General features: G+C 72.2%; 23 protein-coding genes. 5 read left to right on the top strand and 18 right to left on the bottom strand.

Features of this window, described 5'->3' with window-relative positions; genetic code table 11:
• Positions 1-12: 12 nt before the first annotated feature.
• The 7 genes from J3P36_RS15615 to J3P36_RS15585 all read right to left on the bottom strand — a co-directional run bounded on the left by J3P36_RS15615 (position 13) and on the right by J3P36_RS15585 (position 7307).
• Positions 13-1290, bottom strand: coding sequence for a CDP-glycerol glycerophosphotransferase family protein (locus tag J3P36_RS15615; RefSeq protein ID WP_210509173.1), 1278 nt, complete (start codon positions 1288-1290; stop codon positions 13-15).
• Positions 1291-1313: 23 nt separating this feature from the next.
• Positions 1314-2201, bottom strand: a complete 888-nt coding sequence (locus J3P36_RS15610; RefSeq protein ID WP_210509172.1) for a glycosyltransferase family 2 protein — start codon at positions 2199-2201, stop codon at positions 1314-1316.
• 13 nt (positions 2202-2214) lie between these two features.
• On the bottom strand, positions 2215-3054 hold the full coding sequence (locus J3P36_RS15605; RefSeq protein WP_210509249.1) for a CDP-alcohol phosphatidyltransferase family protein: 840 nt from the start codon (positions 3052-3054) through the stop codon (positions 2215-2217).
• Between the two features lie 2 nt (positions 3055-3056).
• A complete protein-coding gene (locus J3P36_RS15600; RefSeq protein ID WP_246854876.1) occupies positions 3057-4133 on the bottom strand; it encodes a glycosyltransferase family 2 protein in 1077 nt (358 codons plus the stop codon).
• A 131-nt stretch (positions 4134-4264) separates the two neighbouring features.
• Positions 4265-5848, bottom strand: coding sequence for a trypsin-like peptidase domain-containing protein (locus tag J3P36_RS15595; protein WP_210509171.1), 1584 nt, complete (start codon positions 5846-5848; stop codon positions 4265-4267).
• Between the two features lie 95 nt (positions 5849-5943).
• Entirely contained in the window at positions 5944-6534 is a 591-nt protein-coding gene (locus J3P36_RS15590) for a hypothetical protein (protein WP_210509170.1), read from the bottom strand.
• Between the two features lie 224 nt (positions 6535-6758).
• Positions 6759-7307: a hypothetical protein gene (locus J3P36_RS15585; protein WP_210509169.1), complete on the bottom strand. Its 549-nt coding sequence runs from the start codon at positions 7305-7307 to the stop codon at positions 6759-6761.
• A gap of 71 nt (positions 7308-7378) precedes the next feature.
• Between J3P36_RS15585 and J3P36_RS15580 the strand changes: the two genes are divergently transcribed.
• Positions 7379-8578 carry a pyridoxal phosphate-dependent aminotransferase gene (locus J3P36_RS15580; protein ID WP_210509168.1) on the top strand — a complete coding sequence of 400 codons (1200 nt, stop codon included), beginning with the start codon at positions 7379-7381 and terminating at the stop codon, positions 8576-8578.
• 138 nt (positions 8579-8716) lie between these two features.
• Here the strand turns inward: J3P36_RS15580 and J3P36_RS15575 are convergent, their stop codons facing one another.
• The 4 genes from J3P36_RS15575 to J3P36_RS15560 all read right to left on the bottom strand — a co-directional run bounded on the left by J3P36_RS15575 (position 8717) and on the right by J3P36_RS15560 (position 12282).
• Positions 8717-9586 carry a carbon-nitrogen hydrolase family protein gene (locus J3P36_RS15575; protein WP_210509167.1) on the bottom strand — a complete coding sequence of 290 codons (870 nt, stop codon included), beginning with the start codon at positions 9584-9586 and terminating at the stop codon, positions 8717-8719.
• 55 nt (positions 9587-9641) lie between these two features.
• Positions 9642-10505 carry an Fpg/Nei family DNA glycosylase gene (locus tag J3P36_RS15570; RefSeq protein WP_210509166.1) on the bottom strand — a complete coding sequence of 288 codons (864 nt, stop codon included), beginning with the start codon at positions 10503-10505 and terminating at the stop codon, positions 9642-9644.
• Between the two features lie 70 nt (positions 10506-10575).
• Positions 10576-10890, bottom strand: coding sequence for a Dabb family protein (locus J3P36_RS15565; protein ID WP_210509165.1), 315 nt, complete (start codon positions 10888-10890; stop codon positions 10576-10578).
• A 36-nt stretch (positions 10891-10926) separates the two neighbouring features.
• Positions 10927-12282, bottom strand: coding sequence for an FAD-binding oxidoreductase (locus J3P36_RS15560; protein WP_210509164.1), 1356 nt, complete (start codon positions 12280-12282; stop codon positions 10927-10929).
• Positions 12283-12465: 183 nt separating this feature from the next.
• Here J3P36_RS15560 and J3P36_RS15555 point away from each other — a divergent pair, with 183 nt between their 5' ends.
• Entirely contained in the window at positions 12466-12786 is a 321-nt protein-coding gene (locus J3P36_RS15555; protein ID WP_210509163.1) for a hypothetical protein, read from the top strand.
• Here the strand turns inward: J3P36_RS15555 and J3P36_RS15550 are convergent.
• Genes J3P36_RS15550 through J3P36_RS15535 form a run of 4 tightly spaced genes read right to left on the bottom strand, consistent with a single transcriptional unit; the run spans position 12752 to position 14732 of the window.
• On the bottom strand, positions 12752-13207 hold the full coding sequence (locus tag J3P36_RS15550) for a DUF2809 domain-containing protein (protein ID WP_210509162.1): 456 nt from the start codon (positions 13205-13207) through the stop codon (positions 12752-12754). The two genes, J3P36_RS15555 and J3P36_RS15550, sit on opposite strands and share 35 nt — an antisense overlap.
• Position 13208: 1 nt before the next feature.
• Positions 13209-13361 carry a hypothetical protein gene (locus J3P36_RS15545; protein ID WP_210509161.1) on the bottom strand — a complete coding sequence of 51 codons (153 nt, stop codon included), beginning with the start codon at positions 13359-13361 and terminating at the stop codon, positions 13209-13211.
• A gap of 38 nt (positions 13362-13399) precedes the next feature.
• Entirely contained in the window at positions 13400-13753 is a 354-nt protein-coding gene (locus J3P36_RS15540; protein ID WP_210509160.1) for an L-rhamnose mutarotase, read from the bottom strand.
• A 49-nt stretch (positions 13754-13802) separates the two neighbouring features.
• Positions 13803-14732, bottom strand: a complete 930-nt coding sequence (locus J3P36_RS15535) for an aldo/keto reductase family oxidoreductase (protein ID WP_210509159.1) — start codon at positions 14730-14732, stop codon at positions 13803-13805.
• 59 nt (positions 14733-14791) lie between these two features.
• On the opposite strand from J3P36_RS15535, the gene J3P36_RS15530 reads away from it, so the two are divergent.
• The 3 genes from J3P36_RS15530 to J3P36_RS15520 all read left to right on the top strand — a co-directional run bounded on the left by J3P36_RS15530 (position 14792) and on the right by J3P36_RS15520 (position 18030).
• On the top strand, positions 14792-15568 hold the full coding sequence (locus tag J3P36_RS15530) for an SDR family NAD(P)-dependent oxidoreductase (protein WP_210509158.1): 777 nt from the start codon (positions 14792-14794) through the stop codon (positions 15566-15568).
• Between the two features lie 123 nt (positions 15569-15691).
• Positions 15692-17185, top strand: coding sequence for an NAD(P)/FAD-dependent oxidoreductase (locus J3P36_RS15525; RefSeq protein ID WP_210509157.1), 1494 nt, complete (start codon positions 15692-15694; stop codon positions 17183-17185).
• Positions 17182-18030 carry an alpha/beta fold hydrolase gene (locus J3P36_RS15520; RefSeq protein WP_210509156.1) on the top strand — a complete coding sequence of 283 codons (849 nt, stop codon included), beginning with the start codon at positions 17182-17184 and terminating at the stop codon, positions 18028-18030. The genes J3P36_RS15525 and J3P36_RS15520 overlap by 4 nt, the downstream gene beginning before the upstream one ends.
• 3 nt (positions 18031-18033) lie before the next feature.
• On the opposite strand, the gene J3P36_RS15515 is transcribed toward J3P36_RS15520, so the two are convergent.
• From J3P36_RS15515 to J3P36_RS15505, 3 genes are all read right to left on the bottom strand, one after another.
• A complete protein-coding gene (locus tag J3P36_RS15515) occupies positions 18034-19443 on the bottom strand; it encodes an LssY C-terminal domain-containing protein (protein WP_210509155.1) in 1410 nt (469 codons plus the stop codon).
• A 106-nt stretch (positions 19444-19549) separates the two neighbouring features.
• On the bottom strand, positions 19550-20332 hold the full coding sequence (locus tag J3P36_RS15510) for a hemerythrin domain-containing protein (protein WP_210509154.1): 783 nt from the start codon (positions 20330-20332) through the stop codon (positions 19550-19552).
• A 118-nt stretch (positions 20333-20450) separates the two neighbouring features.
• Positions 20451-21386 carry an alpha/beta fold hydrolase gene (locus J3P36_RS15505; protein WP_210509153.1) on the bottom strand — a complete coding sequence of 312 codons (936 nt, stop codon included), beginning with the start codon at positions 21384-21386 and terminating at the stop codon, positions 20451-20453.
• Position 21387 lies beyond the last annotated feature (1 nt).

Raw genomic sequence — 21387 nt, 5'->3', positions numbered from 1 at the left:
GCACAGTCCGGCTCAGTCCTCGGCGGCGTCGTCCGGGTCGTGCTCGGCGCGCACGGGGGCGTCGGCCGCATGCAGGGCGGCGTGCCGCTCCCACTCGGCGAGCAGGTGCTCGATGGCGGCGTGGAAGCGCGCCGTCGTGGCACCCGGCGTCGTGTCGCCGAAGTAGTGCTCCACCCACGCCGCCAGCCGGGCGGATGCGGCCTCGTCGTGCTCGAGGTCGTCCACCCGCCGCACGATGCCGGCGGCGTCCGCGGCTTCCAGCCACTCCGCGTCGCTCAGGTACCCGCCCGCATCGATCTGCGCGTTCGGGTCGACCGGACGGGTGACGAGCAGCGGTCTGCCGGTCGCGAGGCGGTCGTAGACCATGGCGGAGATGTCCGCGATCATCAGGTCGGCGGCGGCGATCTGCCAGCCGATGTCCGCGCCCGTGTCGTGCACGTGATGCGCCTTCGGGTCGGCTGCGTTGGCGCGCGTGATCATGTCGACGATCTCGCGGTTCGCGGCGCCGTAGGCGCTGTCGACCACGCCGCTGCGCGGGTGCGGTCGGTAGATCACCCGGTGTCGACCTGTGGCGAGGAGGGCGCGGACGAGGGCGACGCCGTGGGTGAGCACCGATCCGTAGGCGGCGGCGCCCCGGTCGCCCTCCCAGGTGGGCGCGTAGAGCACGACGGTGCGTTCGTCCGGCACGTACGGCAGGTCGCCGGAGAAGTGATCGGCCTGGGGGCGTCCGATCTCGATCGCCCGCTTGTCGAAGTCGTAGTCCCACAGCACTCGGCCCAGGCGCTCGCGGGCGGCCTTGCCGGCGATGAGGCTGTAGTCGTACGCCTTGAACTGATTCGTGGTCATGTACATCTTGTCGCTCTCGCCGTGATTGATGAACACGTGCCAGCGGCGGCCGTACCGCATCATCTGGAAGTTCCGCGCGTTCTGATTCACGTAGAGCACGAGCTTGAGCGGCTGCTCGTCGACGACCTGCTCGAGGTCGGTGACCCGCCGGACGTAGGCGACCGGCAGCGGCGACTCGTCGAGGAGCGCGAGCGCGCCGGACGCGTAGCGGCTGAGGATCACGACCGGCCAGCGGGCGCTCAGCTCCAGCAGCGGCTTGTACCACTGGCGCACCTGGTAGAGGTTCACGGCGCCGTCGGCGAAGTACACGCCGATCTCGTAGTGCCCCTCCGGCAGCGGCGCGGATGCGGCCAGCTTCCGGGAGAGCTGCCGCTGGGAGAGCCGGCTGCGCACGAGCCGCTGCGCGAGACGTGCGGCCAGCCGGATGTCGTTGAGCAGTCCCACCCGCCCAGGGTATCCGGGCCGGGTCAGATGACGGGCGGCCGTCCGGCCAGCGTCATGCGCAGAACCGTCCGCCAGCGCAGGGGGCGGCGGAGGCCGGGTGCGGCGGTCCAGCCCTCACGCCAGCCGGCGAGCCAGGGCCGGAGGCCGGCGGGACGCCGGGCGAAGCGGAGCGCGTGCACCCCGGTCCACGCGAGCACGTAGAGCGGGACGAGCGGCAGCGGGAGGTTCCGCCGGGCCAGCCAGACCCGGTTCCGCGCGTTGAGCCGCCAGTAGTAGGAGTGCCGGGTCTGCTGGATGACCGGGTGGTGCGCCACGAGGTCCCCCGCGTACCAGGCGCGCTTGCCCGCGTCCCATACGCGCCAGGCGAGCTCTATGCCCTCATGCGCATAGAAGAACGGGTCCGCCCAGCCGCCGGTCGCGTCGAACACTGCGCGGGGCAGCAGCACCGCGCCCTCCCAGCACGAGAAGACGGGACTCGAGTGCGCGGGATCGCCCTTGCGGATGCGGGGGATCCAGCGCCGCGGCGACGCGACGCCGGTCGGGTCCTCGACGCGCGGCTGCACGAGCCCGATCGTCGGGTCCGCCTCGATCAGCCGGACGGCGTCGCGCAGGAAGGTCGGGGACGCGAGGGAGGCGTCGTCGTCGAGGAAGAACAGGTACTCCCCCGCCACCAGCGGCACGCCCGCGTTCCGGCCCGCCGGGATGCCGACGTTCTCCGGCAGGGCGTGCGCCCGCACGTCGGCCGGGAGCCCGCCCGGCAGCGTCGAGGGGTCCCACCCGTTGCCGACGACGACCACGTCGACGGTGACGCCCGTCTGCGCGAGGAGGCTCCGGAGGCCGAGGCTCAGCTCCTCGGGCCGGGTGCCCTGCGTGAGGACGACCGCGCCGACGGTGGGAGCGGTGCCCGCCATGCCCGTCGTCCGCTCAGCCGCGGACGCGCTTCGAGGCGAGGATCGCCACGAAGTGTCCGGCCAGCGCGAGCAGCGAGAGCGGCACGAGGAGGCCGACGAGCCAGCGGTCGGCCAGCAGGGAGCCGTCCTCGACGCCGGCGGCGGAGAGGATCAGGCCCAGCACCGCGACGGCGAACGCGATGAGCGTCAGCTCGACCGAGTGGTACAGGCGGTGGAAGGGCACGAACCGGGCGAGCCGCCGGAGCCGGGCGACGAGGTTCTGCGTCGGAACCGCCTCGTCGCGGTGGTCCGCCAGCTTCTCGAGCCCGGCGTTGGCGCGGGCGACGTGGACCATGTCGTTGAGCGCCTTGTTGAGCACGATGACGAGCGCGAGCAGCAGTCCGAGCGTCGTCCAGAGGAAGTCCTCGGGCGCCTCGAACGGGTAGCCGGCGGCGCGGATGCCGAGGGCGATCGGGATGAGCGCCTCGGTCGTGTAGTGGCCGACCTTGTCGAGGAACACTCCGGCCGGCGACGACGTGCCGCGCCAGCGGGCGACCTCGCCGTCGCAGCAGTCGACGAGCATCTGCAGCTGGCCGAGCACGACCGCGAGCGCGGCTCCGGCGATGCCGGGCACGAGCAGCGCAGCGGCCGTCGACCAGCCGACGAGGATCATGAGCCCCGTCACGCCGTTCGCCGAGATGGAGGTGCGCAGCAGCAGCCACGTCAGGTACGGCGAGAGCGAGCGCAGGTAGAGGGACGCGGTCCAGTGCTCCGCGTTGCGGCGCTGGCGCACCTCGGGCGGCTGCGCGACGCGCTTGAGCTCGGCGATCGAGGAGGGCCGGCCGGCGTGAGGGGCGGCGGAGGCGGTCGACATCGTCATCTCCCCGAGTAGGCCTGGATATTGCGGGTGAGCTTCGCGACGCCGAAGAAGAATCCGATGCCCCAGCAGAAGTGGATGCACGGCAGCACGAGAAGGAACCAGAGTGAGGTGCGGAGCCCCTCCCGGGCGGCGACGGCGAGTGTCGCCACCACCACGAAGAGCACGTAGAACGCCGGGACGAGGAAGCCGAGCAGCGGCCACTGCGGCCCCTGCCCGGTGGCGAGCTGGATCAGCCCGACGATGCCGAGGATGAGGCCGACGGTCACGGCGAGCACCATCGATGGAGGGACGAAGTAGCGGATGCCGTTCGCCGACGGGTGGCGCCGGGCGAGCTCGCCGCGCCACAGGCCGGTGCTGAGGAACTGGCGGGCGAGACGGCTGTAGCTCGAGCGGGGCCGGTACGCGACTCGGAGCGCCGGGTTGAACCAGACGGTGTCCCCGGCCTCGCGGAGCCGGCGGTTCAGCTCCCAGTCCTGGCCTCGCCGGATGCCCTCGTCGAACAGCCCGGCCGCCTCCAGCCGGTCGCGGCGGAAGACGCCGAGGTAGACGGTGTCCGCGGGTCCCTCGGTGCCGCCGACGTGATGCGGCGTCCCGCCCAGGCCGACCCGGGAGCCGTAGGCGAGCGCGACGGCCTTCTCGAAGGGCGTGACGCCTTCGGCTGCCATCACTCCCCCGACGTTGGCGGCGCCGGTGCGGATCAGGGTGTCCACCGCGATGCGCGTGTAGTCGCGCGGCAGGACGGAGTGGGCGTCGACCCGCACGACCACCGGATTCTCAGTGGCGCGGATTGCGATGTTGAGGCCCTCGGGCGTCGTGCCGAGCTCGTTGACGGCCGTGCGGACCCTCGGGTCGGCGCGCTGCATCCGCGCCACGACCTCGTCGGTGCCGTCGGTGCTCGGGCCGAGCGCGAGCATGACGTCGAACTCGCCCGCGTAGTCCTGGTCGATGAGGCTCGCGACGGCGGCCTCGATGTGCGCGGCCTCGTTGAGCACGGGCATCACGTACGAGACGGCCGGCAGCGGTCCGAGCGGCGGATTCGCCTCCGGCGAGGTGCCCGGGTGCTGCTCTGCCATCGATCGGAGTGTATCAGCGGCCCCCTCGCCCGCCCGGCGGCGCGACGGCCCTCCGCCTCCCGGCGCCGGAAACGTCCTCGCCGCGGGTGTCGTTCCACCCGCGGCGAGGACGTTTCGCGTGCGCCGAGCGATCAGAGGTCGAGCGTGCCCAGCGTGACGCTGACCTGGTTGCTGTCGCCGTTCCGGACGTAGGTCAGCTCCGCAGTGGACCCGCCGGCCAGGTACCGGACCTGGGCGGTGAGGTCGGTCTGCGAGGTGACCGCCTTGCCGTTGAACTCGGTGATGATGTCGCCGCTCCGCAGTCCCGCCTGCTCGGCCGCGCCACCCGGGACGACGTCGCTGATGTAGGCGCCGGCGAGCTGGGCGTCCGGGTCCTGCGAGCCCGCGTCGGCGACCGTGGCGCCGAGGAGCCCGTGGCTGGCCTCGCCGTTCTCGATGATCTCGTCGGCGACGCGCTGCGCCAGGTTGGAGGGGATCGCGAAGCCGACGCCGATGCTTCCGCTCTGGCCGCCGGAGGTGGAGCCGGCGCTCGCGATCGCGACGTTCACGCCGATGAGCTCGCCCTGCGCGTTGAGCAGCGCGCCACCCGAGTTGCCGGGGTTGATGGACGCATCGGTCTGGATCACGGGGAGCGAGATCGAGCTCGACGGGGTCGCGCTGCTGCCGTTGTCACCCGGGATGTCGAAGTTCCAGAAGTCGAACGGGCTCTGCGATCCGTCGCCGCTGTCACCCTGGTCCGTGTCCTCGCCCTGCGACTCGGGCACGGCGGAAGAGGCGACCGTGATGCTGCGGTTGAGCGCGCTGATGATGCCGTCCGTCACGGTGCCGCTGAGCCCGAGCGGGGCGCCGATCGCGATGGCCGAGTCGCCGACGTTGAGGTCGTCGGAGTCGGCGAAGTCGATCGGAGTGAGGTCGCTCGCGCCCTCGAGCTTGATGACGGCCAGGTCGACGACCGGGTCGGTGCCCACGATGGTCGCGTTGAAGATGCGACCGTCGCTCATCGTCACCTCGACCTGGGCGCTGCCGGTGGCGCCGTCGAGCGTGACCACGTGCGTGTTGGTGAGGACGTAGCCGTCCTCGCTCAGCACGATGCCGGCGGACTCGTTGCCGCTGACGGCGATCGTGACGACGGACGGCGACGCCTTCGCGGCGACGGCCGTGACCGTGGTGGCGTCCTCGGAGCGGTTCACGACGACGTTCGGCGCGGTGGACGTGCTGACGGTCTGCGTGCCGTCGTTGCCGCCGCTGGCGAGCGCGTAGATGCCGGCGCCCGAGCCGCCGCCGATGAGCGCGCCCACGGCGAGCGCGCCGATCAGGGGCAGGGCGATGCGGCGCTTCGCCGGCTTCGATTCGGCGGGCTGAGCGGCGTGCTCGTCGGCGGGGTGCTGCGCATACTGGGCGGTCGGCTGCTCGGACGCCGGGTGCTGCGCGGAGGGGGCGGGGCCGAAGGCGGCGCCCGGGTCGGCAGCCGGCGGGGGCGCGGAGTGGCCGGCGGCGGGCGCGGCGGGCGCGGCGGCGGAAGGGGCGATGCCCGGAGCCTGCGGCGGCTGCTGCTCAGCGGGGCTGCCGGAACCGGTGGGAGAGGTGGTGGGAGTCTCGGGAGACGCCGCCGTCTCGGGAAGGCGCTCGGTGGGCGCGCTGTCGGTTGCTCCCGTGCGCTGGCCGGCGGCGGGGTCGCCCGGCTGACCCTGGGGGGTCTGCGGGTTGTCAGTCATCTGAAAGCTCCTCTCGGTGCGTCCAGCATGACGCCCCTCACTGGGCGAACCACTAGCCGCCGCTATGGCGACCTTCAGGGTTCCCTATGAGGAAGCTAGCAACCGGGACCTGAGCCTCCGGTGCAGGTGCCCGCGACGAGCATCGTCTCGGCGGTGACGACGGCCACGGGCATCGGCGAGGTGGCGACGTCGAGCGTGCCCTGGACGGGGATCCACGCCGGGCCGACGAAGCGGTACTCCGCGGCGAAGGTGACCGTGAGGACGGCCGTCACGCGTCCCCGCTGCGTGTACGCGTGACTCGTCGCCGTGGGCGTGAACTCCTCGACCCCGAGGGCGTCCCACGTGGCTCCGGGATGGGCTGTCGTGCTGCTGGTCCCGTCGCCGTAGTCCCACGTGTAGCCGACCGGAGTGAAGCGGACCTCCGCCGGCTGACCGAGCAGCACCCCGGGCACCACCTGCTGCCGGGCGTCGGCGACGAAGTTCGCCGGCATGCCGACGACCGCCCAGCCGTCCGGCTCGGCCGCCAGCTCGGGCGGCTCCGGCCGGAAGCTCGCGATGTCCGCGATCGTGATCGCCTGCAACGGGATGTCGGTTCCCGTGAAGGTGAAGGTCAGGTCGTCGCGGCACGCCACAAAGTTCGACGCGATCGGGTCGTCGGAGCCGCACGACAGAGCGTTCTCGTACACCCACGGAGCGGAGGCGCCGGTGCCGCCGGGAGCGGGAGGGGTGCCAGGCGCGGCGCCGCCGCCGGGTCGGGACACCTCCGCGGACACATCGACGGAGTTATCGCTTACCCCCGCTGACGAATTCGGACAGGAGCCGAGATTCACTTCGAAATCGCCGCAGCCGTGCTGAAAGCCAGCCGCCATCGGTCCAACGATCGCCAGTAGGACGGGAAGAGCTCCGCGAGTCAGCATTCGCTCGCCCATATCGATCGCTCAGCCACCTTCAGCCAGCCGTCGCTCTGCCTGGTAACTACCTCGAACAGAACACGCGGTGGCCTGTCTGGCTTCACCAGCGACTGACCCGATTCGTCGACTACGTCGACACCGGAAACATCAACACACGCATAGACAGTCACCGCGCCGGTGGGGTCGGAAAGGTCGACGCTCTGCAGGGTTACTTGTGTGACTACGGTTTCGCCCACAGCCCGGGCCTTGTTCTCCCGATACTGCTGGCCGCTCCGGAGCCCCTCCTCGAGGGCGGTGCCGGTCGCCACAGTCTCGTACCTTTCGGCCTCAAGACCGCCATCCCACCCCACCTCGTCAGCCACCCGCTGATACGCCAAATACGCAGCCTCAGCTGCGCGAGCAGCTTCGGCCTCGCTGTCATAGATGCGAGTGGGCGGAGAGGTAGGCGCCGCCGAGGTCATGGATGGTGTACTCGGCTCCCCCGCACATCCGGCGAGCGCGAGGGCGCCGGCGATCGCGACCGCGATCCCCAGCCGGTGCCCGAGCATGGCAACAAGCTAGGCCACGGGGCGTAACGGGCGCGCTCCTGTCCACAGTGCGCGGAGTAGCGTTTCCTTCCGTGACTGTGCAGGGATCGTGGCGTCGTGCCGCGCATGGCGCTCTGCTGCTTGCGCCCGACGGGACGGCGGCATCGACGATCTTCGCCGAGATGACGCAGCTGGCGGTGCGGTCCGGGGCGATCAACCTCGGCCAGGGCTTCCCCGACTACGACGGCCCGGACGAGGTGCTCGAGGCGGCGCGCGCCGCGATCGCCGGTGGCCTCAACCAGTACCCGCCGGGCATGGGGATGCCGGTGCTGCGCGAGGCGATCGCCGAGCACCAGCAGCGGTTCTACGGCCTGTCCTTCAACCCGGACACCGAGGTGCTCGTCACCGCCGGCGCGACCGAGGCGCTCGCGGCGACCATCCTCGCGCTCGTCGACGAGGGCGACGAGGTGCTCACGTTCGAGCCCTTCTACGACGCGTACGGCGCCATCATCGAGCTGGCGCGCGGCGTCCACCGCACGGTGCCGCTGCGGGGCGACGACTTCCAGCCCGACCCCGACGAGCTGCGCGCGGCGGTCAGCGACAGGACGCGGCTCATCCTGGTCAACGACCCGCACAATCCGACGGGCTCCGTCCTCGGCGCGGAGATCCGCGACCTGCTGGTCGAGCTCGCCGAGCAGCACGACGCCGTGCTCGTGACCGACGAGGTGTACGAGCACCTCGTCTACGGCGGGGAGCGCCACGTGCCGCTCGCCACCCTGCCCGGCGCCCGAGAGCGGACGGTGAGCATCTCGTCCGGCGGCAAGACGTTCAACACGACGGGCTGGAAGATCGGCTGGATCACTGCGCCCGCCGAGCTCGTCAGCGCGATCGTGCAGGTGAAGCAGTTCCTCACCTTCGTGAACGGGGGACCCTTCCAGCCCGCGATCGCCACGGGACTGCGGCTGCCGGACTCGTTCTTCGACGGCATCCGCGCGGACATGGAGCGCAAGCGCGACCTGCTCGTGAGCGGGCTCCAGGCGGCCGGCTTCGCGGTCCGCCCGCCCGCGGCCGGGTACTTCGTGGTCGCCGACGCCGCTCCCCTCGGCTACGAGGACGGAGCCGCCTTCTGCCGGCGCCTTCCGGAGCTCGCCGGAGTCGCGGCCGTGCCGATCTCGGCGTTCTGTCACGAGGAGCTCGCCGGCGAGTACCGGTCCCTCGTCCGCTTCGCCTTCTGCAAGCGGCTCGACGTGCTCGAGCGCGCCGCGGCCCAGCTGGCCGGTCTGAAGGTCTGACCTCGCCGCCGTCCCGGCTGGCCCAGATGGCCGATCGGCTCCGCACTTAGCAGGAGAATCCGCACTCAGCAGGAGATTTACGCGCGTCAGATCCTGCTGGATGCAGAAAGTCCTGCTGAATGCGGGCGACGGCGGGGGTCAGTCGCGCGGGAGGCGGTCCGCGGTATTGCTGACCGCCACCGGCGTCCCCGGCGTGCCGTCGATCGGCTCCACCCGGAAGCGGCGCAGGGCGAGCGCCGGGTTCTTGGCGCGCACGTCGGCGAGGCGCTGGCGGGAGAGCCAGGCGACGGCGACGTCCGTCGCCTCGCCGATCTCGACCATGTGCACGCCCATCGGTCCCACGATGAGGCTGTTGCCGACCCCGATCGGCGGCGCGTGGTCGGCGGCGGCGATGTAGATCGTGTTCTCGATGGCGCGGGCCGTCACGAGGGTGCGCCAGTGGTGCTCCTTCAGCGGACCGCGCACCCACTCGGCGGGCACCAGCACGAGCTCGGCGCCCGCGTCGACGAGCCGCCGCGTCACCTCGGGGAAGCGGATGTCGTAGCAGGTCTGCATGCCGACCCGGATGCCGTTCACCTCGAAGATCTCCGGCGCATCGATCGCGCCCGGTACGACGAAGTCGCTCTCCCGCTGCCCGAACGCGTCGTAGAGGTGCTGCTTCCGGTAGGTGGCCACGATGCCGCTCCCGGTGACCGCGACGAGGGTGTTCGAGAACCGGGGACCCTGCCCCACCTGCTCGACCATGCCGGCGACGAGGGTCGCGCCGAGCCGCCCCGCCAGCTGGATCAGCGTCGACACGAAGCGGCCGTCGAGCTTCTGGGCGTTCACCGCGAAGCTCGAGTCCATCGGGTCGGCGAAGAACGAGGAGTACTCGGGGAAGACCACGAGGGAGGCGCCGCGCTTGACGGCGAGGGTGGCGAGACCGGTGATCCGGTCGAGATTCTCGACGGCGTCGCGGCCGGGCGCGAACTGCGCCACCGCCACGCCGAGCTGGGCATCCGCGCTCATGCGGTCAGCCTAGCGAGGGGCTCCCTCGGAGACCGCGAGTCGTATCGGGATCGGGCTACTTGAGCAGGCGGGACAGCACGCGGTCGGCGAGCGGCTTGCCGCCCGTCTGGCAGGTCGGGCAGTACTGGAAGGTCGAGTCGGCGAAGATGACCTCCCGCACCGTGTCGCCGCACACCGGGCACGGCTCGCCGGTGCGGCCGTGCACGCGCAGACCCGACTTCTTCTCCTTCTTGAGCTCCGAGGCGGCGAGCCCGTCGGAGCGGGCGATCGCGTCGCGCAGCGTCGACTGCATCGCCTCGAACAGGCGCGCCCGCTCGTCCGCGGTGAGGGTGGAGGGCTTGTACGGCGACATGCGCGCGACGTGCAGGATCTCGTCGGAGTAGGCGTTGCCGATGCCGGCGATGAGCGCCTGGTTGCGCAGCACCCCCTTGATCTGGGCGCGACCGGCGCCCGCCAGGATCCCGGCCAGCGTCTCCTCGGTGAAGCTCGCGTCGAGCGGGTCGGGACCGAGGCGCGCGATGCCGGGGACGTCCCGCGGGTCGCGCACGACGTAGATGGCGAGGCTCTTCTTCGTGCCCGCCTCGGTGATGTCGAGGCCGTCGCCGTCGTCGAGGACGAGCCGCGCGGCGAGCGGCCCCTTGCCCGGCCGCCCGGACGCGAGCGGCGGCGGCCCCTCGCGCCAGCGGATCCAGCCGGCGCGGGCGAGGTGCATCACGAGGTGCAGGTCGCCGGCCTCGATGTCGAGGAACTTGCCGTGCCGCGCGACGCCGCTGATGACGGTGCCCTCGAGCGCGGACGAGGGTGGGTCGAACGTCTTGAGGACGGCGAAGGAGACGAGGTCGAGCCGCGCGATCTCCCGACCGGTCAGGCGGGCGCGCAGGTCGGCGGCGAGTGCGTGGACCTCGGGGAGCTCGGGCACGGCACCATCCTGGTCCCGGCCACCGACATCCGTCCACGCCCGGACGAGGGAGAGGCCCCGCGGGAGGCGCTCAGCCCACGCGGTCGGCGGCGACGTCGAAGACCACGAGCCGCTCGGCGCCTGCGCCGATCCGCTTCCCCACCGCCGCGTGCACCGGATGCGGCAGGTAGCCGTCGCGCGCCTCGGGGCTCTCGAAGGTGACGACGAGCCCCCACTCGAAGCCCTGCTCGAGCCCCTCGGGGCTCACGCTCGGGCCCTCCTCGAGGGCGAGGATGCCGGGGATCGCGTCCGCCATCGCCCGCGCGTCGCGGGCGATCCTCTCCCGGTCGGCGGCGGGGACGTCGTCCCGCCACTTCACGAGCACGACATGCACGATCGCGGTCATTGGGGGCCCCTTCGCATCCGGCGGATGCCTCCGACGCTAGCCGGGCATCGCCATGACAGCGCCCTCCGCCGGGCGGATGTTGTGGTTGCGTGCGAACAGGTTGCGCGGGTCGTACGCCCGCTTCACCTCGCGCAGCCGCTCCAGCGTGGCCGGCGGGAAGATGCGCCCCGTGATGTTCTCGCCGGAGGTCGCGGCGAAGTTGCTGTACATGCCGAGGGTGCGCTCGTCGAGCGCCGACCAGCGCTCGCGCAGTCCGTCGACCTCGGCGGGGTCGACGTCGCCGGGCAGGAACGCGGCGAGGATGAGCAGCACCTCCGCGTCCCGGTGCGCGAACGCGGTGGCGTCGGCGGGCACGCGGTTGAAGGCGCCGCGCAGGTACCGGATCATCAGCACCGACATGGCCGCCTCGGCACGCGCCGCGATGAGGGCGTCGATGGTGGCGTCGTCGAAGTCGGCGGCGAAGCCGTTGTAGTCGACCATCGTGATCGGCCCCTCCGGCTTCATCGGCTCCTCGAGCACGTCGGCGTAGGCGGTCGGCGCGACCTCCGCGCGGACGAGCCCGGGCAGCGCGAGCAGCGGAGCGAGCGCCGCGTCGGCCGCCTCCTCCGCGCCGGACCAGCAGACGAGGACCTGGACGCCGGGGGGCTCCTCGCCGAAGGGCGGCATGGCGAGCACCGTCGTGTTGAGCTCCTCGGGCGCGACCCGCATGGCGTCCCGCCAGCCGCGCAGCAGGCCGGGGAGGTCGTCGAGGCCGAAGGTGAGCGTGCCGAACACGACCCGCTCGAGCGGGTGCGCACGGAACGTGAACGAGGTGACGATGCCGAAGTTGCCGCCGCCGCCCCGGATCGCCCAGAACAGGTCGGGGTTCCGGCTCTCGCTCGCCGTGACCGTCTCACCGCTCGCGAGCACGACCTCCGCCTCGGCGAGGCTGTCGAGGGCGAGGCCGTATTGGCGCACCATCCAGCCGATGCCGCCGCCGAGCGTCAGCCCGCCGACGCCGACGCTCCGGGTGTCGCCGGAGGTGAGGGCGAGCCCCTCCTCGCCGAGCCGCTCGGCCACGGCGCCCCAGGTCGCGCCGCCGCCGATCCGCACGGTGCCGTCCGGGCGCACGTCGATGTCGGTGAGACGCGACAGGTCGATGACGAGGCCGTCGGGGTTCGCGAACGCCGACGCGCCGTGCCCGCCGCAGCGCACCGAGATGGGCATGTTCTGCTTGGCCGCGTAGCGCACGATGCGGCCGACCTCGTCCGGCGCCTCCGGACGCACGATGATCGCCGGCTCCCCCGCGTCGACGTACGCAGGGCGCTCCCGCTCGTAGGCCTCGTCGCCCCGCGCGAGCACCTCGCCGTTGACCCGGGAGCGCAGCTCCTCGGTGAGGACCGCATCGCCCATTCCGCCACCTCTTCCCGCGCCACGCCGCGCGATGCGGACAACGTACACAGCGACCGCGGAACGCGCCATGCCCGAAATTCCCGCTTCCCGCCGTTCACGGCGATGTCACCGGCCGCCGCTAGCGTCCACGACGCGGCCCCGCCGTCGACAGGACGCGGGCGCCACGATCAGCAAGGAGCAGGGATGACGATCACGGATCTCGGGACGGACGCCGAGCTGGCAGCTCCCCGCGGCTGGCTGGTGAACCGCAGCCTGCCCGGCACGCCGAACGAGCGGCTCATCCTGATCCGCGCGGTCGGCGTCGACGCCCGCTACGAGCTGCACCGGGTGGGGCCGGACCTGATGATCGAGGCGACCCGCTGGCGACGGAACGACCGCGTCGACTACGGCCGCTTCCGCTTCGACGGGACCGCCGTGGTGTTCGTCGCCGGGCGGCGCGACGCGCTCGCCTTCTCCGACGTCGCGGCCGTCACCGCGGTGGCGGAGGCGGAGTGGCGCCGGTGAGGGCGCGGTCGGCGAGCACGCCGACGAGGACGCCGGCCGCGTAGGCGGCGAGGTCGAGCGCGGAGAACGTCGTGCCGACGAGCAGCCGGGCCGGCGGGAACACGTCGACGAGCGCCGCGGGCGTTCCGGTGAGCTGCCAGACCTCGATGAGGCAGCAGAGGGCCAGCGCGAGTGCCGCGAGGACGAGCGCGGGCCCACGCGGCAGCAGGAATGCGGCGACGAGGTAGGCGAGGAGGGCGTAGAGCGCGTCGGCCGTCACATCGCCGGGCAGCCCGGGAACGGTGCTGTGCACGAGCAGCCCCGCCGCGATGACGAGGACGGCGGCGGCGACGATCCGCACGCGTGCTCGAGCGGGGCGGACGGCTGCCGCCGTGTCGCGCTCGAGCACGTCGTCGGGCTCGGGCGGGGCCGCCTCCGCCATGTCAGCGGTCCTCGCGTCCGTCGGGGCGCCGGTCCCGGTCGCTTCCCCGGTTGCGGCGGAAGTACTGGACGGCGAAGTAGATCGCGACGGTCAGCCAGCCCAGGTTGAGCACGACGACCACGAGCAGCCACAGCTCCCTCGGAAACCCGTCCACGGTGGTCCTCCTCGATCCCGTGGCCCCAGGCTACGGCGTCACCGCCCCGCGGTGTCCAGCGCCGACAGCTGGTCGGCCAGGTTGAACACCTCGCGCAGCTGCTCCGCCCCCTGGTCGGCTCGCGTTCCCTCGAGCGTCACGAAGAAGTCCGCCATCTCGGCCTCCCACGCGGCGGTGCGCGGGTCCTCGCGCAGCCGCCGGGCCGACTCCTCGTCGGAGTCGGTCTCGTAATAGCCGATCAGCAGACCGTCGGGACGCAGGAACAGCGAGTAGTTGCGCCGCCCCGAGTCCGCGATCGCGCGCAGCATGTCCGGCCACACGGCCGCATGCCGCCGCACGTACTCGTCGATCCGGTCCGGCTTCACCTGCAGCTGGAAACACACGCGCTCCATCGGCACCTCCGCTGCCAGTCAACCGCACCGGCGCCTCCGGGCGCGACGATCAGGGAACCGTGTAGCCGGCGGCCTTGAACAGGCCGTACCACTCCTCGCGGCTGAGGCGCAGGTCCGACCCGGCGGCCGACTCCTGCACACGGCCCGCGTTCGTGGTGCCGAGCACGACCTGGATGTTCGCAGGGTGCCGGGTGATCCAGGCGACCGCGATGCCGGTCGGCGTGACGCCGTACTTCTCCGCGAGTGCGTCGATCCGCTCGTTGAGCTCGGGATAGGTCTCGCGGTCGCCGAGGAAGACGCCGTCGAAGAAGCCCTTCTGGAACGGCGACCAGGCCTGCAGCGTGATCCCGTGCAGCCGCGAGTAGTCGAGGATGCCGTTGTCGCGGTCGATCGACTGGTCGAGGCCCTGCATGTTGCTGGCGACGCCCGCGGCGATGAGCGGGGCGTGCGTGATGCTCAGCTGCACCTGGTTGACGATGAGCGGCTGCCGCACCGACCGCTTGAGCAGGTCGACCTGCAGGGGGGTGTGGTTGGAGACGCCGAAGTGGCGGACCTTGCCCGCGGACTCCAGCTCGTCGAAGGCCTCCGCGACCTCGTCGGGCTCGACGAGGGCGTCGGGGCGATGCAGCAGCAGGATGTCGAGGTAGTCGGTCTTGAGCGCCGCCAGCGACCCCTCGACGCCCTCCAGGATGTGCTCCTTCGAGAAGTCGAAGTAGCCGTTCCGGATGCCGACCTTGCTCTGCAGGATGATCTGCTCCCGCTCGGCGGCGGGCACCGGGGCCGCGTCGCCCCAGCGCTGCTCGCAGCCGTGCACCTCGCCGCCGTAGACGTCGGCGTGGTCGAAGAAGTTGATGCCGGCGTCCCGTGCCGTGCCCACGAGGGTGCGCAGCTCGTCGTCGTCGAGCGACTGGATGCGCATGAGGCCGAGGATGATGTTGGAGGCGACGACGTCGGTGCCGGGGAAGGTCAGAGTCTTCATCCCGAAAGTCTTACTCCTGCTCCCCTGGCGGCGCTTCCGCCGTCGATACCCTCGACGGCATGAGCGCCGACCTGGTAGAGCCCGTCCCGACGAACGGCGCACGAAGCGCACGGCACGTCCTGGTGACCGGCGGATCCCGTGGCATCGGCGCGGCGATCGTGCGCGCCGCCGTCGCCGATGGCTGTCGCGTCACGTTCACCTACTCGCAGGACGCCGACGGCGCGGAGGCCCTCGCCGCAGACCTGGGACCGAGCGTGCTCCCGCTCCGCTCCGACGTCCGCGAGACGGAGCGGGCGGCCGGAGTGATCGCCGCCGCGGTCGATGGGAACGGTCCGCTCACCGCCCTCGTCAACAACGCGGGGATCACCGGAGGACTGGGCCGGTTCGCGGACAGCACCGACGAGGTGCTCCGCGACGTCTTCGCCGTGAACGTCCTCGGCGTGATGGCCCTGAGCCGAGCCGTCGTCGCCGAGTGGAGCCGGAGCGGAGCGCCGGGAGTGATCGTGAACCTCAGCTCGGTGGCCGCTCGGACCGGCTCTCCCGGCGAGTACATCGGGTATGCGGCGTCGAAGGCCGCTGTCGATGCATTCACCCTCGGCCTCGGCCGCGAGGTGGCCGGGCAGGGCATCCGCGTGGTGGGCGTCTCCCCCGGCACGACGGACACCACGATCCACGCCGCAGGCGGCGACCCGGACCGGCTTGCCCGCGTCGCGGCGCGCATCCCGCTCGGCCGGGTCGCGACTCCGGAGGAGATCGCCGACGCCGTGCTCTGGGCGCTCTCCGACCGCGCGGCGTACGTGACGGCGACGACCATCGCGGTGGCCGGCGGGCTGTGACCGGCCGGCCGTTCCCGCGCAGACGAGGAACGGCCGGAGCAGGAAATCAAGGGGCACCGCCGCCGGCACTTCCTCCCCGGCGCGGCTTGCTAGCGTCGGACGGGAAGGACGACGGGGGCGGGCATGCCGGGCGAACACGTGGACGTGCTGATCGTGGGTGCCGGCATCTCCGGCATCGGCGCGGGCTGCCACCTGGTGCGGGAGTGCCCGGATCGGACGTTCGCCGTGCTCGAGTCGCGCGACTCTCTCGGCGGCACGTGGGACCTGTTCCGGTATCCCGGGATCCGGTCGGACTCGGACATGTTCACCTTCGGCTACGAGTTCGAGCCGTGGCGCGACCCGGCCACGATCGCCGAGGGCGGCGCGATCCGGGAGTACCTCGCGGCCACGGCCCGCAAGTACGGGGTCGACCGGCGCATCCGCTATCGGCACAGGGTGCTCAGGGCGGACTGGAGCTCCGACGAGGCCCGGTGGACGGTGACGGCCGAGCGCACCGACACCCTGGAGCGGATCGTGCTGACCTGCTCGTTCCTCTTCGTCTGCTCCGGCTACTACCGCTACGACGAGGGCTACACGCCCGACTTCCCGGGGCGGGACGACTTCGCCGGCACCGTCGTGCATCCGCAGCACTGGCCCGAGGACCTCGACTGCACGGGCACCCGCGTGGTCGTGATCGGCTCGGGCGCGACGGCGGTGACGCTCGTGCCCGCACTCGCCGGCATCGCCGAGCGCGTGACGATGCTGCAGCGCTCCCCTACCTGGATCTCGTCGCGCGCCAGCCGCGACCGCATCGCGGACTGGGCGAGGCGCGCTCTGCCGGAGCGGCCGGCGTACGCGCTCGTCCGCTGGAAGAACGTGCTCTACTCGTCCCTCACCTACCGGCTCAGTCGCGTGCTGCCCGGCGTGGTCAAGTCGGCCCTGCGACGCGAGCAGCTGCGGAAGCTCGACGCGCGGTTCATCGACGAGCACCTCACCCCGAGCTACGAGCCGTGGGACCAGCGGCTCTGCCTCGCGCCCGACGGCGACATCTTCGACGCCGTCCGCTCCGGCGGCGCCGAGATCGTCACCGACTCCGTCGAGCGCTTCACCCGGGACGGCATCCTGCTGAAGTCGGGACGCGTCCTGCCCGCGGACGTCATCGTGACGGCGACGGGGCTCACCCTCCTGCCGATCGGCGGCATCGCGCTGACCGTCGACGGCAGCGAGGTCGACGTGGCCGACACGGTCGCCTACAAGGGCATGATGCTCTCCGGCGTGCCCAACTTCGCCCTGACGATCGGCTACACGAACGCGTCCTGGACGCTCAAGTCCGACCTGGTCGCCCGATACGTGTGCCGCCTGCTCCGACATCTCGCCGCGACCGGCACCGACACGGTCACGCCGACCCCACCCGCCGAGCTCGACGATCGGGCGGCCCTCGAGCCGCTGCTCGACTTCACGTCCGGCTACGTCCGCCGAGGCCTGCACATCCTGCCCAAGCAGGGCAGGGCGACCCCGTGGCGGCTGCACCAGAACTACCCGCGCGACCTGCGCCTCCTGCGCCGGGGACCGGTCACCGACGGCGTGCGGTTCAGCCGGTCGTCCTCGCGCCGGACACAGCCGGTGGAGACGCGGTGACCGACAGCACCACCACGTCGAAGCTGGTCGTCCGTGGCCGAACCGTGCGCTACCGCGAGACCGGGTCCGGAGATCCCGTGCTGCTCGTGCACGGGATCGGCCGCAGCCTCGAGGACTGGACGGAACAGCACGAGCTGCTGCCGGACGGGCGGCGTGTGATCAGCGTCGATCTGCCCGGCTTCGGCTGGTCCGACAAGCTGCCCGGCACCACCACCCTCGAGCGGCTCGGCGGATGGCTGGCCGACTTCCTCGACGAGCTCGGCGTGACCGACCCCGTGCACCTCGTCGGCAACTCCCTCGGCGGCGCCGTCGCGATGACGTTCGCGGCGACGCATCCCGAGCGGGTGCGCGACCTGGTGCTCGTGAACAGCGCGGGCTTCGGCCGCGAGGTGACCCTCGCGCTGCGTCTGCTCGCCGTGCGGCCGCTCACGCGCGTCCTGCTCACGCCGAGCCGTCGAGGCGCCGCCCGCAGCCTCCGGGGCATCTTCCACAGCTCCGACTTCCTCACTGAGGAGCGCATCCGGCACGCCTACGAGCTGCAGCGCCGCCCGCGCGGCGCGATGCTCGAGGCGGCACGCGACCTCGGCACGATCCGCGGAGTGCGCGAGGAGTGGCGGGCCGACCTGCTCGCCCGGGTCGGCCGCCTCGACCTGCCCGTGCTCGTCGTCTGGGGCGAGAACGACCTCATCCTCCCCGCCCTGCATCTCGAGGCGGCGAGGGCCGCTCTGCCGTCCGCCCAGACGCATCTCTTCGAGGAGACCGGGCACATGCCGCAGATCGAGCGGGCCGCAGAGTTCGCCGAGCTCGTCACCGGGTTCTGGCGGGAGACCGCCCGAGCCCGCTGACGGTCAGCCGGCCGCCCGAGCGGTCTCCCGGTCGCGGTGCGCGCTGGTGCGGAGGTGGAAGTCGCGCACGTCCCCGGCGGACAGGGTCAGCAGGATCCCGATGTCGAGCACCAGGTTGACGATCCAGAGCCGGAACATCACGCCGGAGGGCTCGGCCGGTCCGGACGTCAGCGCGAGCAGGATGCCCGCGACGCTCAGGGTGAGCGCGAGCAGCCGTGCGGATGGGTGGCCCGTGAAGGTGAACTGGCCGATCAGCACGTAGACGAGGCCGGCGAGGACGATCCCGGGCAGGAGCACGGAGGCCCCCTCCGGGGAGCCCGGCATGCCGATCCACCAGGTCGGCTGGGGCCAGGAGCGTCCAGCGCCGAAGATGCCGAGCACCCCGGCGAGCGCGGTGCCGACCGCGACCAGGGCCCGCAGCAGCATGAGCCCGTAGCCGAAGTAGAGCGTCAGCGGCCGCTTCACCCGGTTGGAGGAGGCGGTGTCGCGAACCGCCTCGACGAGCGCACGCGCCTGAGTGCCGAGAGAGCCGACGGTGCGGTGCGAGGTGGTCGTCGGTCCGCCGGCGCCGTGCGGAAGGAGCGCGCGGAGGTCGAGGATCGGCAGGTCGCCGTCCGTCTCGATCGCATCGCCGCCGCCGTTGCGGGAGTGGTAGCCGGAGGAGAAATGGCGGATGACGCTCTTCTCCAGCTCGGGAACGGCCCGCTCGACGGTGCCGACGATATGGTCGCGCTCGACGTCGGTGTCGCCGGCGATCTTGTGCGTGATCTGCAGGGTGAAGATCGAGAGGCCCACCCTGCGGTCGTAGGTGCCGGCCGCGAGCCAGTCGACCTTCGCGCCGCCCGGCAGGAACCAGCCCTCCGGCGTGCGCCAGAACCGCACGTGGTGGCGCCGCGCCGGGCTGCCCTCCACCTCCTGCTGGTAGGTGAACTCCTGCATCCGGCCGAACAGGAAGAGCGGACTGACCGGGGCCGTCGGGTAGGTGCGGCGGCTGAGCGTCGACGTGACGATGCGCAGCCCGCTGCGGAAGCCGAGCTCGTCGGCGAGCTGCCAGCCGGCGCGGGACATCGCGGTGTGCAGCTGCTCCTCACTGCCGAGGAACGCGACGTTCACGGGGTCGCCGAGCAGCCCCTCGTAGGTGCGCGTGCGGCCGATGAAGTAGTCGGGCACGTAGATGAGGGCGAGCATCGTGTGCAGCCGCGGCAGCAGGAGGTAGGCGAGCAGCAGCCACAGCACGAGGACCAGCCACCAGTCCTCGATGCCGCCGAGCACGATCGTCCGCACGGTGAGCACCGCGAGCCAGCCGGCCGCGACCGCGCCGAGCAGGAAGAAGACGCCGTCGAGCATCGACACGACCCGCCCGGTGAGATGCGGGACGTGCCGCCGGGAGGATCCCGGATAGTGCCGCCTCATGCTCTCATCCTGTCAGCGGCGGCACGCGCGGCGCGGGTCGTGCGGACACCGCACCCCCGCAGACCGTCGCGAACTGTCCGCAGCGCCCGCGCGGGTGAAGCCGGCGCTACCGACGCCGGCGCAGCAGCGCGAATGCCGCAAGCGCCGCGGCGGCGCCCGCCGCCGTCGCCCAGGGGAAGCCGGGCGCCCTGCCCTCGTACCGGGTGGACGGGTCCTCGCCGCGGCGCATCATCGGGAGGTGCTCGACCGCATGCGAGGCCTTCGTGAGCACCCCGCTGATCGGGGCGAGCACCCCGCGGAGCGCCCCCGTGCCGGAGTAACGGCGGGCGTCGACGGCGTCGCGCAGCCGGTCGAGGAGCGACAGCGGGAGCGCCGCGACCACGTTCCCGGGCGGGCGGCGGGCGACGATCGGATGCGCGCGCGTGGGGGCGACCCGGCGGACTCCCTCCCAGGCGAGGCCGAGCAGCTGCAGCCGGCCGCGACTGACCAGGTTCTGCAGCCGCGGGAACAGCTCGTCCTCCTCGTCCCGCACGTCCTCGCGCAGCACCTCGACGAGGCGGTCGAGCACCGGCGCACGCTCGGGCGACCCCTGAGGCAGCCGCTCCAGGCGGGTCACCAGCTCGTTGACCTCCTGGTGCTCCTGCTCCACCTGCAGGGTGAGCTCCTCCCCGTCCGGCAGCACGCGGCGCATCACGGGCCAGAGCACCGACTCCTCGGCGAAGGCGTGCGGGAACACGAGGCGGTAGATCCGCAGGAGCACCCGCTGCTGCTCCACGTCCGAGGCGGCCTGCAGCTCCTCGAGGAGCTCGTTCAGGCGGACGTGGTCGCCCTTCTGCCGGGTGAGGACGCTGATCGGCCCGCCCAGCTCCTCCACGCTCTGCTCCGCCACGGAACGCACATCGACCTCCTGAAGGTTCTCGGGAGATCCAGTGAACGGGAGGGGGCGGCGCGACGGAACCCGGTTGACGGCAGCCCGACCTGCCCGAAGCGCGACTCGGTGCCCCCGATCAGTGCTCCGCGAAGAACCGGGTGATGACCTGCCGCACCCGTTCGGGGTTCTCGTGCGCGGCGTAGTGGCCCGCGCCGTCCACGGTGACGAACTCGGTGGAGGCCAGGTACGGCGACGCGGTGCCCAGGAGGTCCTCGAGCATCTCGGGCGGGAAGGAGCGGTCCTCCGCCGCCGCCACGAACAGGGTCGGCATGGGGAGGCGGACGTCTCGGTAGCGCCCTCCGGCGATCCGCAGAACCTCGGGGAGGACCAGATGCCGGAACATGGCGGACGCGGCGCGCGCCCGGCCCGGCTCCCGCAGCCGGGCGAGATAGCCCTCGTCGTCGCTTCGGTCGGTCGCCTCCACCACCCCCGAGAAGCCCTGCAGCATGTGCCGGGCGAGCGGCTGTCGCCCACGGCCGAACAGGACGGGAGCGAGGCCCGGGATGGACCCGACCTCCTGATGCCAGAGCGGGAGGAAGGCCTTCACGTGTCTCAGGCCGACCTTGGCCGACAGCGGCGGGTTGGTGATGGAGACGTGCGCGGAGACGCGCTCGGGGAGGTCGTGGCAGAGGGCGAAGCCGAGGATGCCGCCCATGTCGGTGCTCACGAGGCGGGTGACCGGGATCCCGAGCGCGTCCAGCGCGGCCACGAGGTCGCCGGTCATCCGGTCGCGGGTGTATCCGCCGGCCGGCGCGTCGGTCCAGCCGCATCCGCGGAGGTCCGGCGCGACGACCCGGTACCGCTCGGCGAGCCCGGGGATGAGCTTCCGCCAGGCCCGCCAGTCCTGGATGCCACCGTGGAGCAGGAGCACGGGGTCGCCCTCGCCCGCCTCGGCCACGTGCATTCGGAGGCCCGGCAGATCGAGGAAGGCATGCCGCACTCCGGGGACATCCGGCATCGCGGCGAGATCTCGCGGAACGGAGGCCGCGGCCGTATCGGGGATGCGCTTCATG

It is taken from the genome of Naasia sp. SYSU D00057, from assembly GCF_017916505.1.
Lineage (GTDB): Bacteria > Actinomycetota > Actinomycetes > Actinomycetales > Microbacteriaceae > Naasia.
Note: the sequence above shows the minus strand (reverse complement) of the source record. Positions and strands in the feature narration are given on the sequence as shown.

What these genes read in the sequence shown, in the direction of transcription:
- J3P36_RS15515 (WP_210509155.1), bottom strand. Translation starts at nt 19,443, where the DNA reads ATGAGGCGGCACTATCCGGGATCCTCCCGGCGGCACGTCCCGCATCTC.
- J3P36_RS15605 (WP_210509249.1), bottom strand. Translation starts at nt 3,054, where the DNA reads ATGTCGACCGCCTCCGCCGCCCCTCACGCCGGCCGGCCCTCCTCGATC.
- J3P36_RS15585 (WP_210509169.1), bottom strand. Translation starts at nt 7,307, where the DNA reads ATGCTCGGGCACCGGCTGGGGATCGCGGTCGCGATCGCCGGCGCCCTC.
- J3P36_RS15600 (WP_246854876.1), bottom strand. Translation starts at nt 4,133, where the DNA reads ATGGCAGAGCAGCACCCGGGCACCTCGCCGGAGGCGAATCCGCCGCTC.
- J3P36_RS15540 (WP_210509160.1), bottom strand. Translation starts at nt 13,753, where the DNA reads ATGGAGCGCGTGTGTTTCCAGCTGCAGGTGAAGCCGGACCGGATCGAC.
- J3P36_RS15535 (WP_210509159.1), bottom strand. Translation starts at nt 14,732, where the DNA reads ATGAAGACTCTGACCTTCCCCGGCACCGACGTCGTCGCCTCCAACATC.
- J3P36_RS15555 (WP_210509163.1), top strand. Translation starts at nt 12,466, where the DNA reads ATGACGATCACGGATCTCGGGACGGACGCCGAGCTGGCAGCTCCCCGC.
- J3P36_RS15565 (WP_210509165.1), bottom strand. Translation starts at nt 10,890, where the DNA reads ATGACCGCGATCGTGCATGTCGTGCTCGTGAAGTGGCGGGACGACGTC.
- J3P36_RS15525 (WP_210509157.1), top strand. Translation starts at nt 15,692, where the DNA reads ATGCCGGGCGAACACGTGGACGTGCTGATCGTGGGTGCCGGCATCTCC.
- J3P36_RS15550 (WP_210509162.1), bottom strand. Translation starts at nt 13,207, where the DNA reads ATGGCGGAGGCGGCCCCGCCCGAGCCCGACGACGTGCTCGAGCGCGAC.
- J3P36_RS15560 (WP_210509164.1), bottom strand. Translation starts at nt 12,282, where the DNA reads ATGGGCGATGCGGTCCTCACCGAGGAGCTGCGCTCCCGGGTCAACGGC.
- J3P36_RS15610 (WP_210509172.1), bottom strand. Translation starts at nt 2,201, where the DNA reads ATGGCGGGCACCGCTCCCACCGTCGGCGCGGTCGTCCTCACGCAGGGC.
- J3P36_RS15595 (WP_210509171.1), bottom strand. Translation starts at nt 5,848, where the DNA reads ATGACTGACAACCCGCAGACCCCCCAGGGTCAGCCGGGCGACCCCGCC.
- J3P36_RS15505 (WP_210509153.1), bottom strand. Translation starts at nt 21,386, where the DNA reads ATGAAGCGCATCCCCGATACGGCCGCGGCCTCCGTTCCGCGAGATCTC.
- J3P36_RS15530 (WP_210509158.1), top strand. Translation starts at nt 14,792, where the DNA reads ATGAGCGCCGACCTGGTAGAGCCCGTCCCGACGAACGGCGCACGAAGC.
- J3P36_RS15575 (WP_210509167.1), bottom strand. Translation starts at nt 9,586, where the DNA reads ATGAGCGCGGATGCCCAGCTCGGCGTGGCGGTGGCGCAGTTCGCGCCC.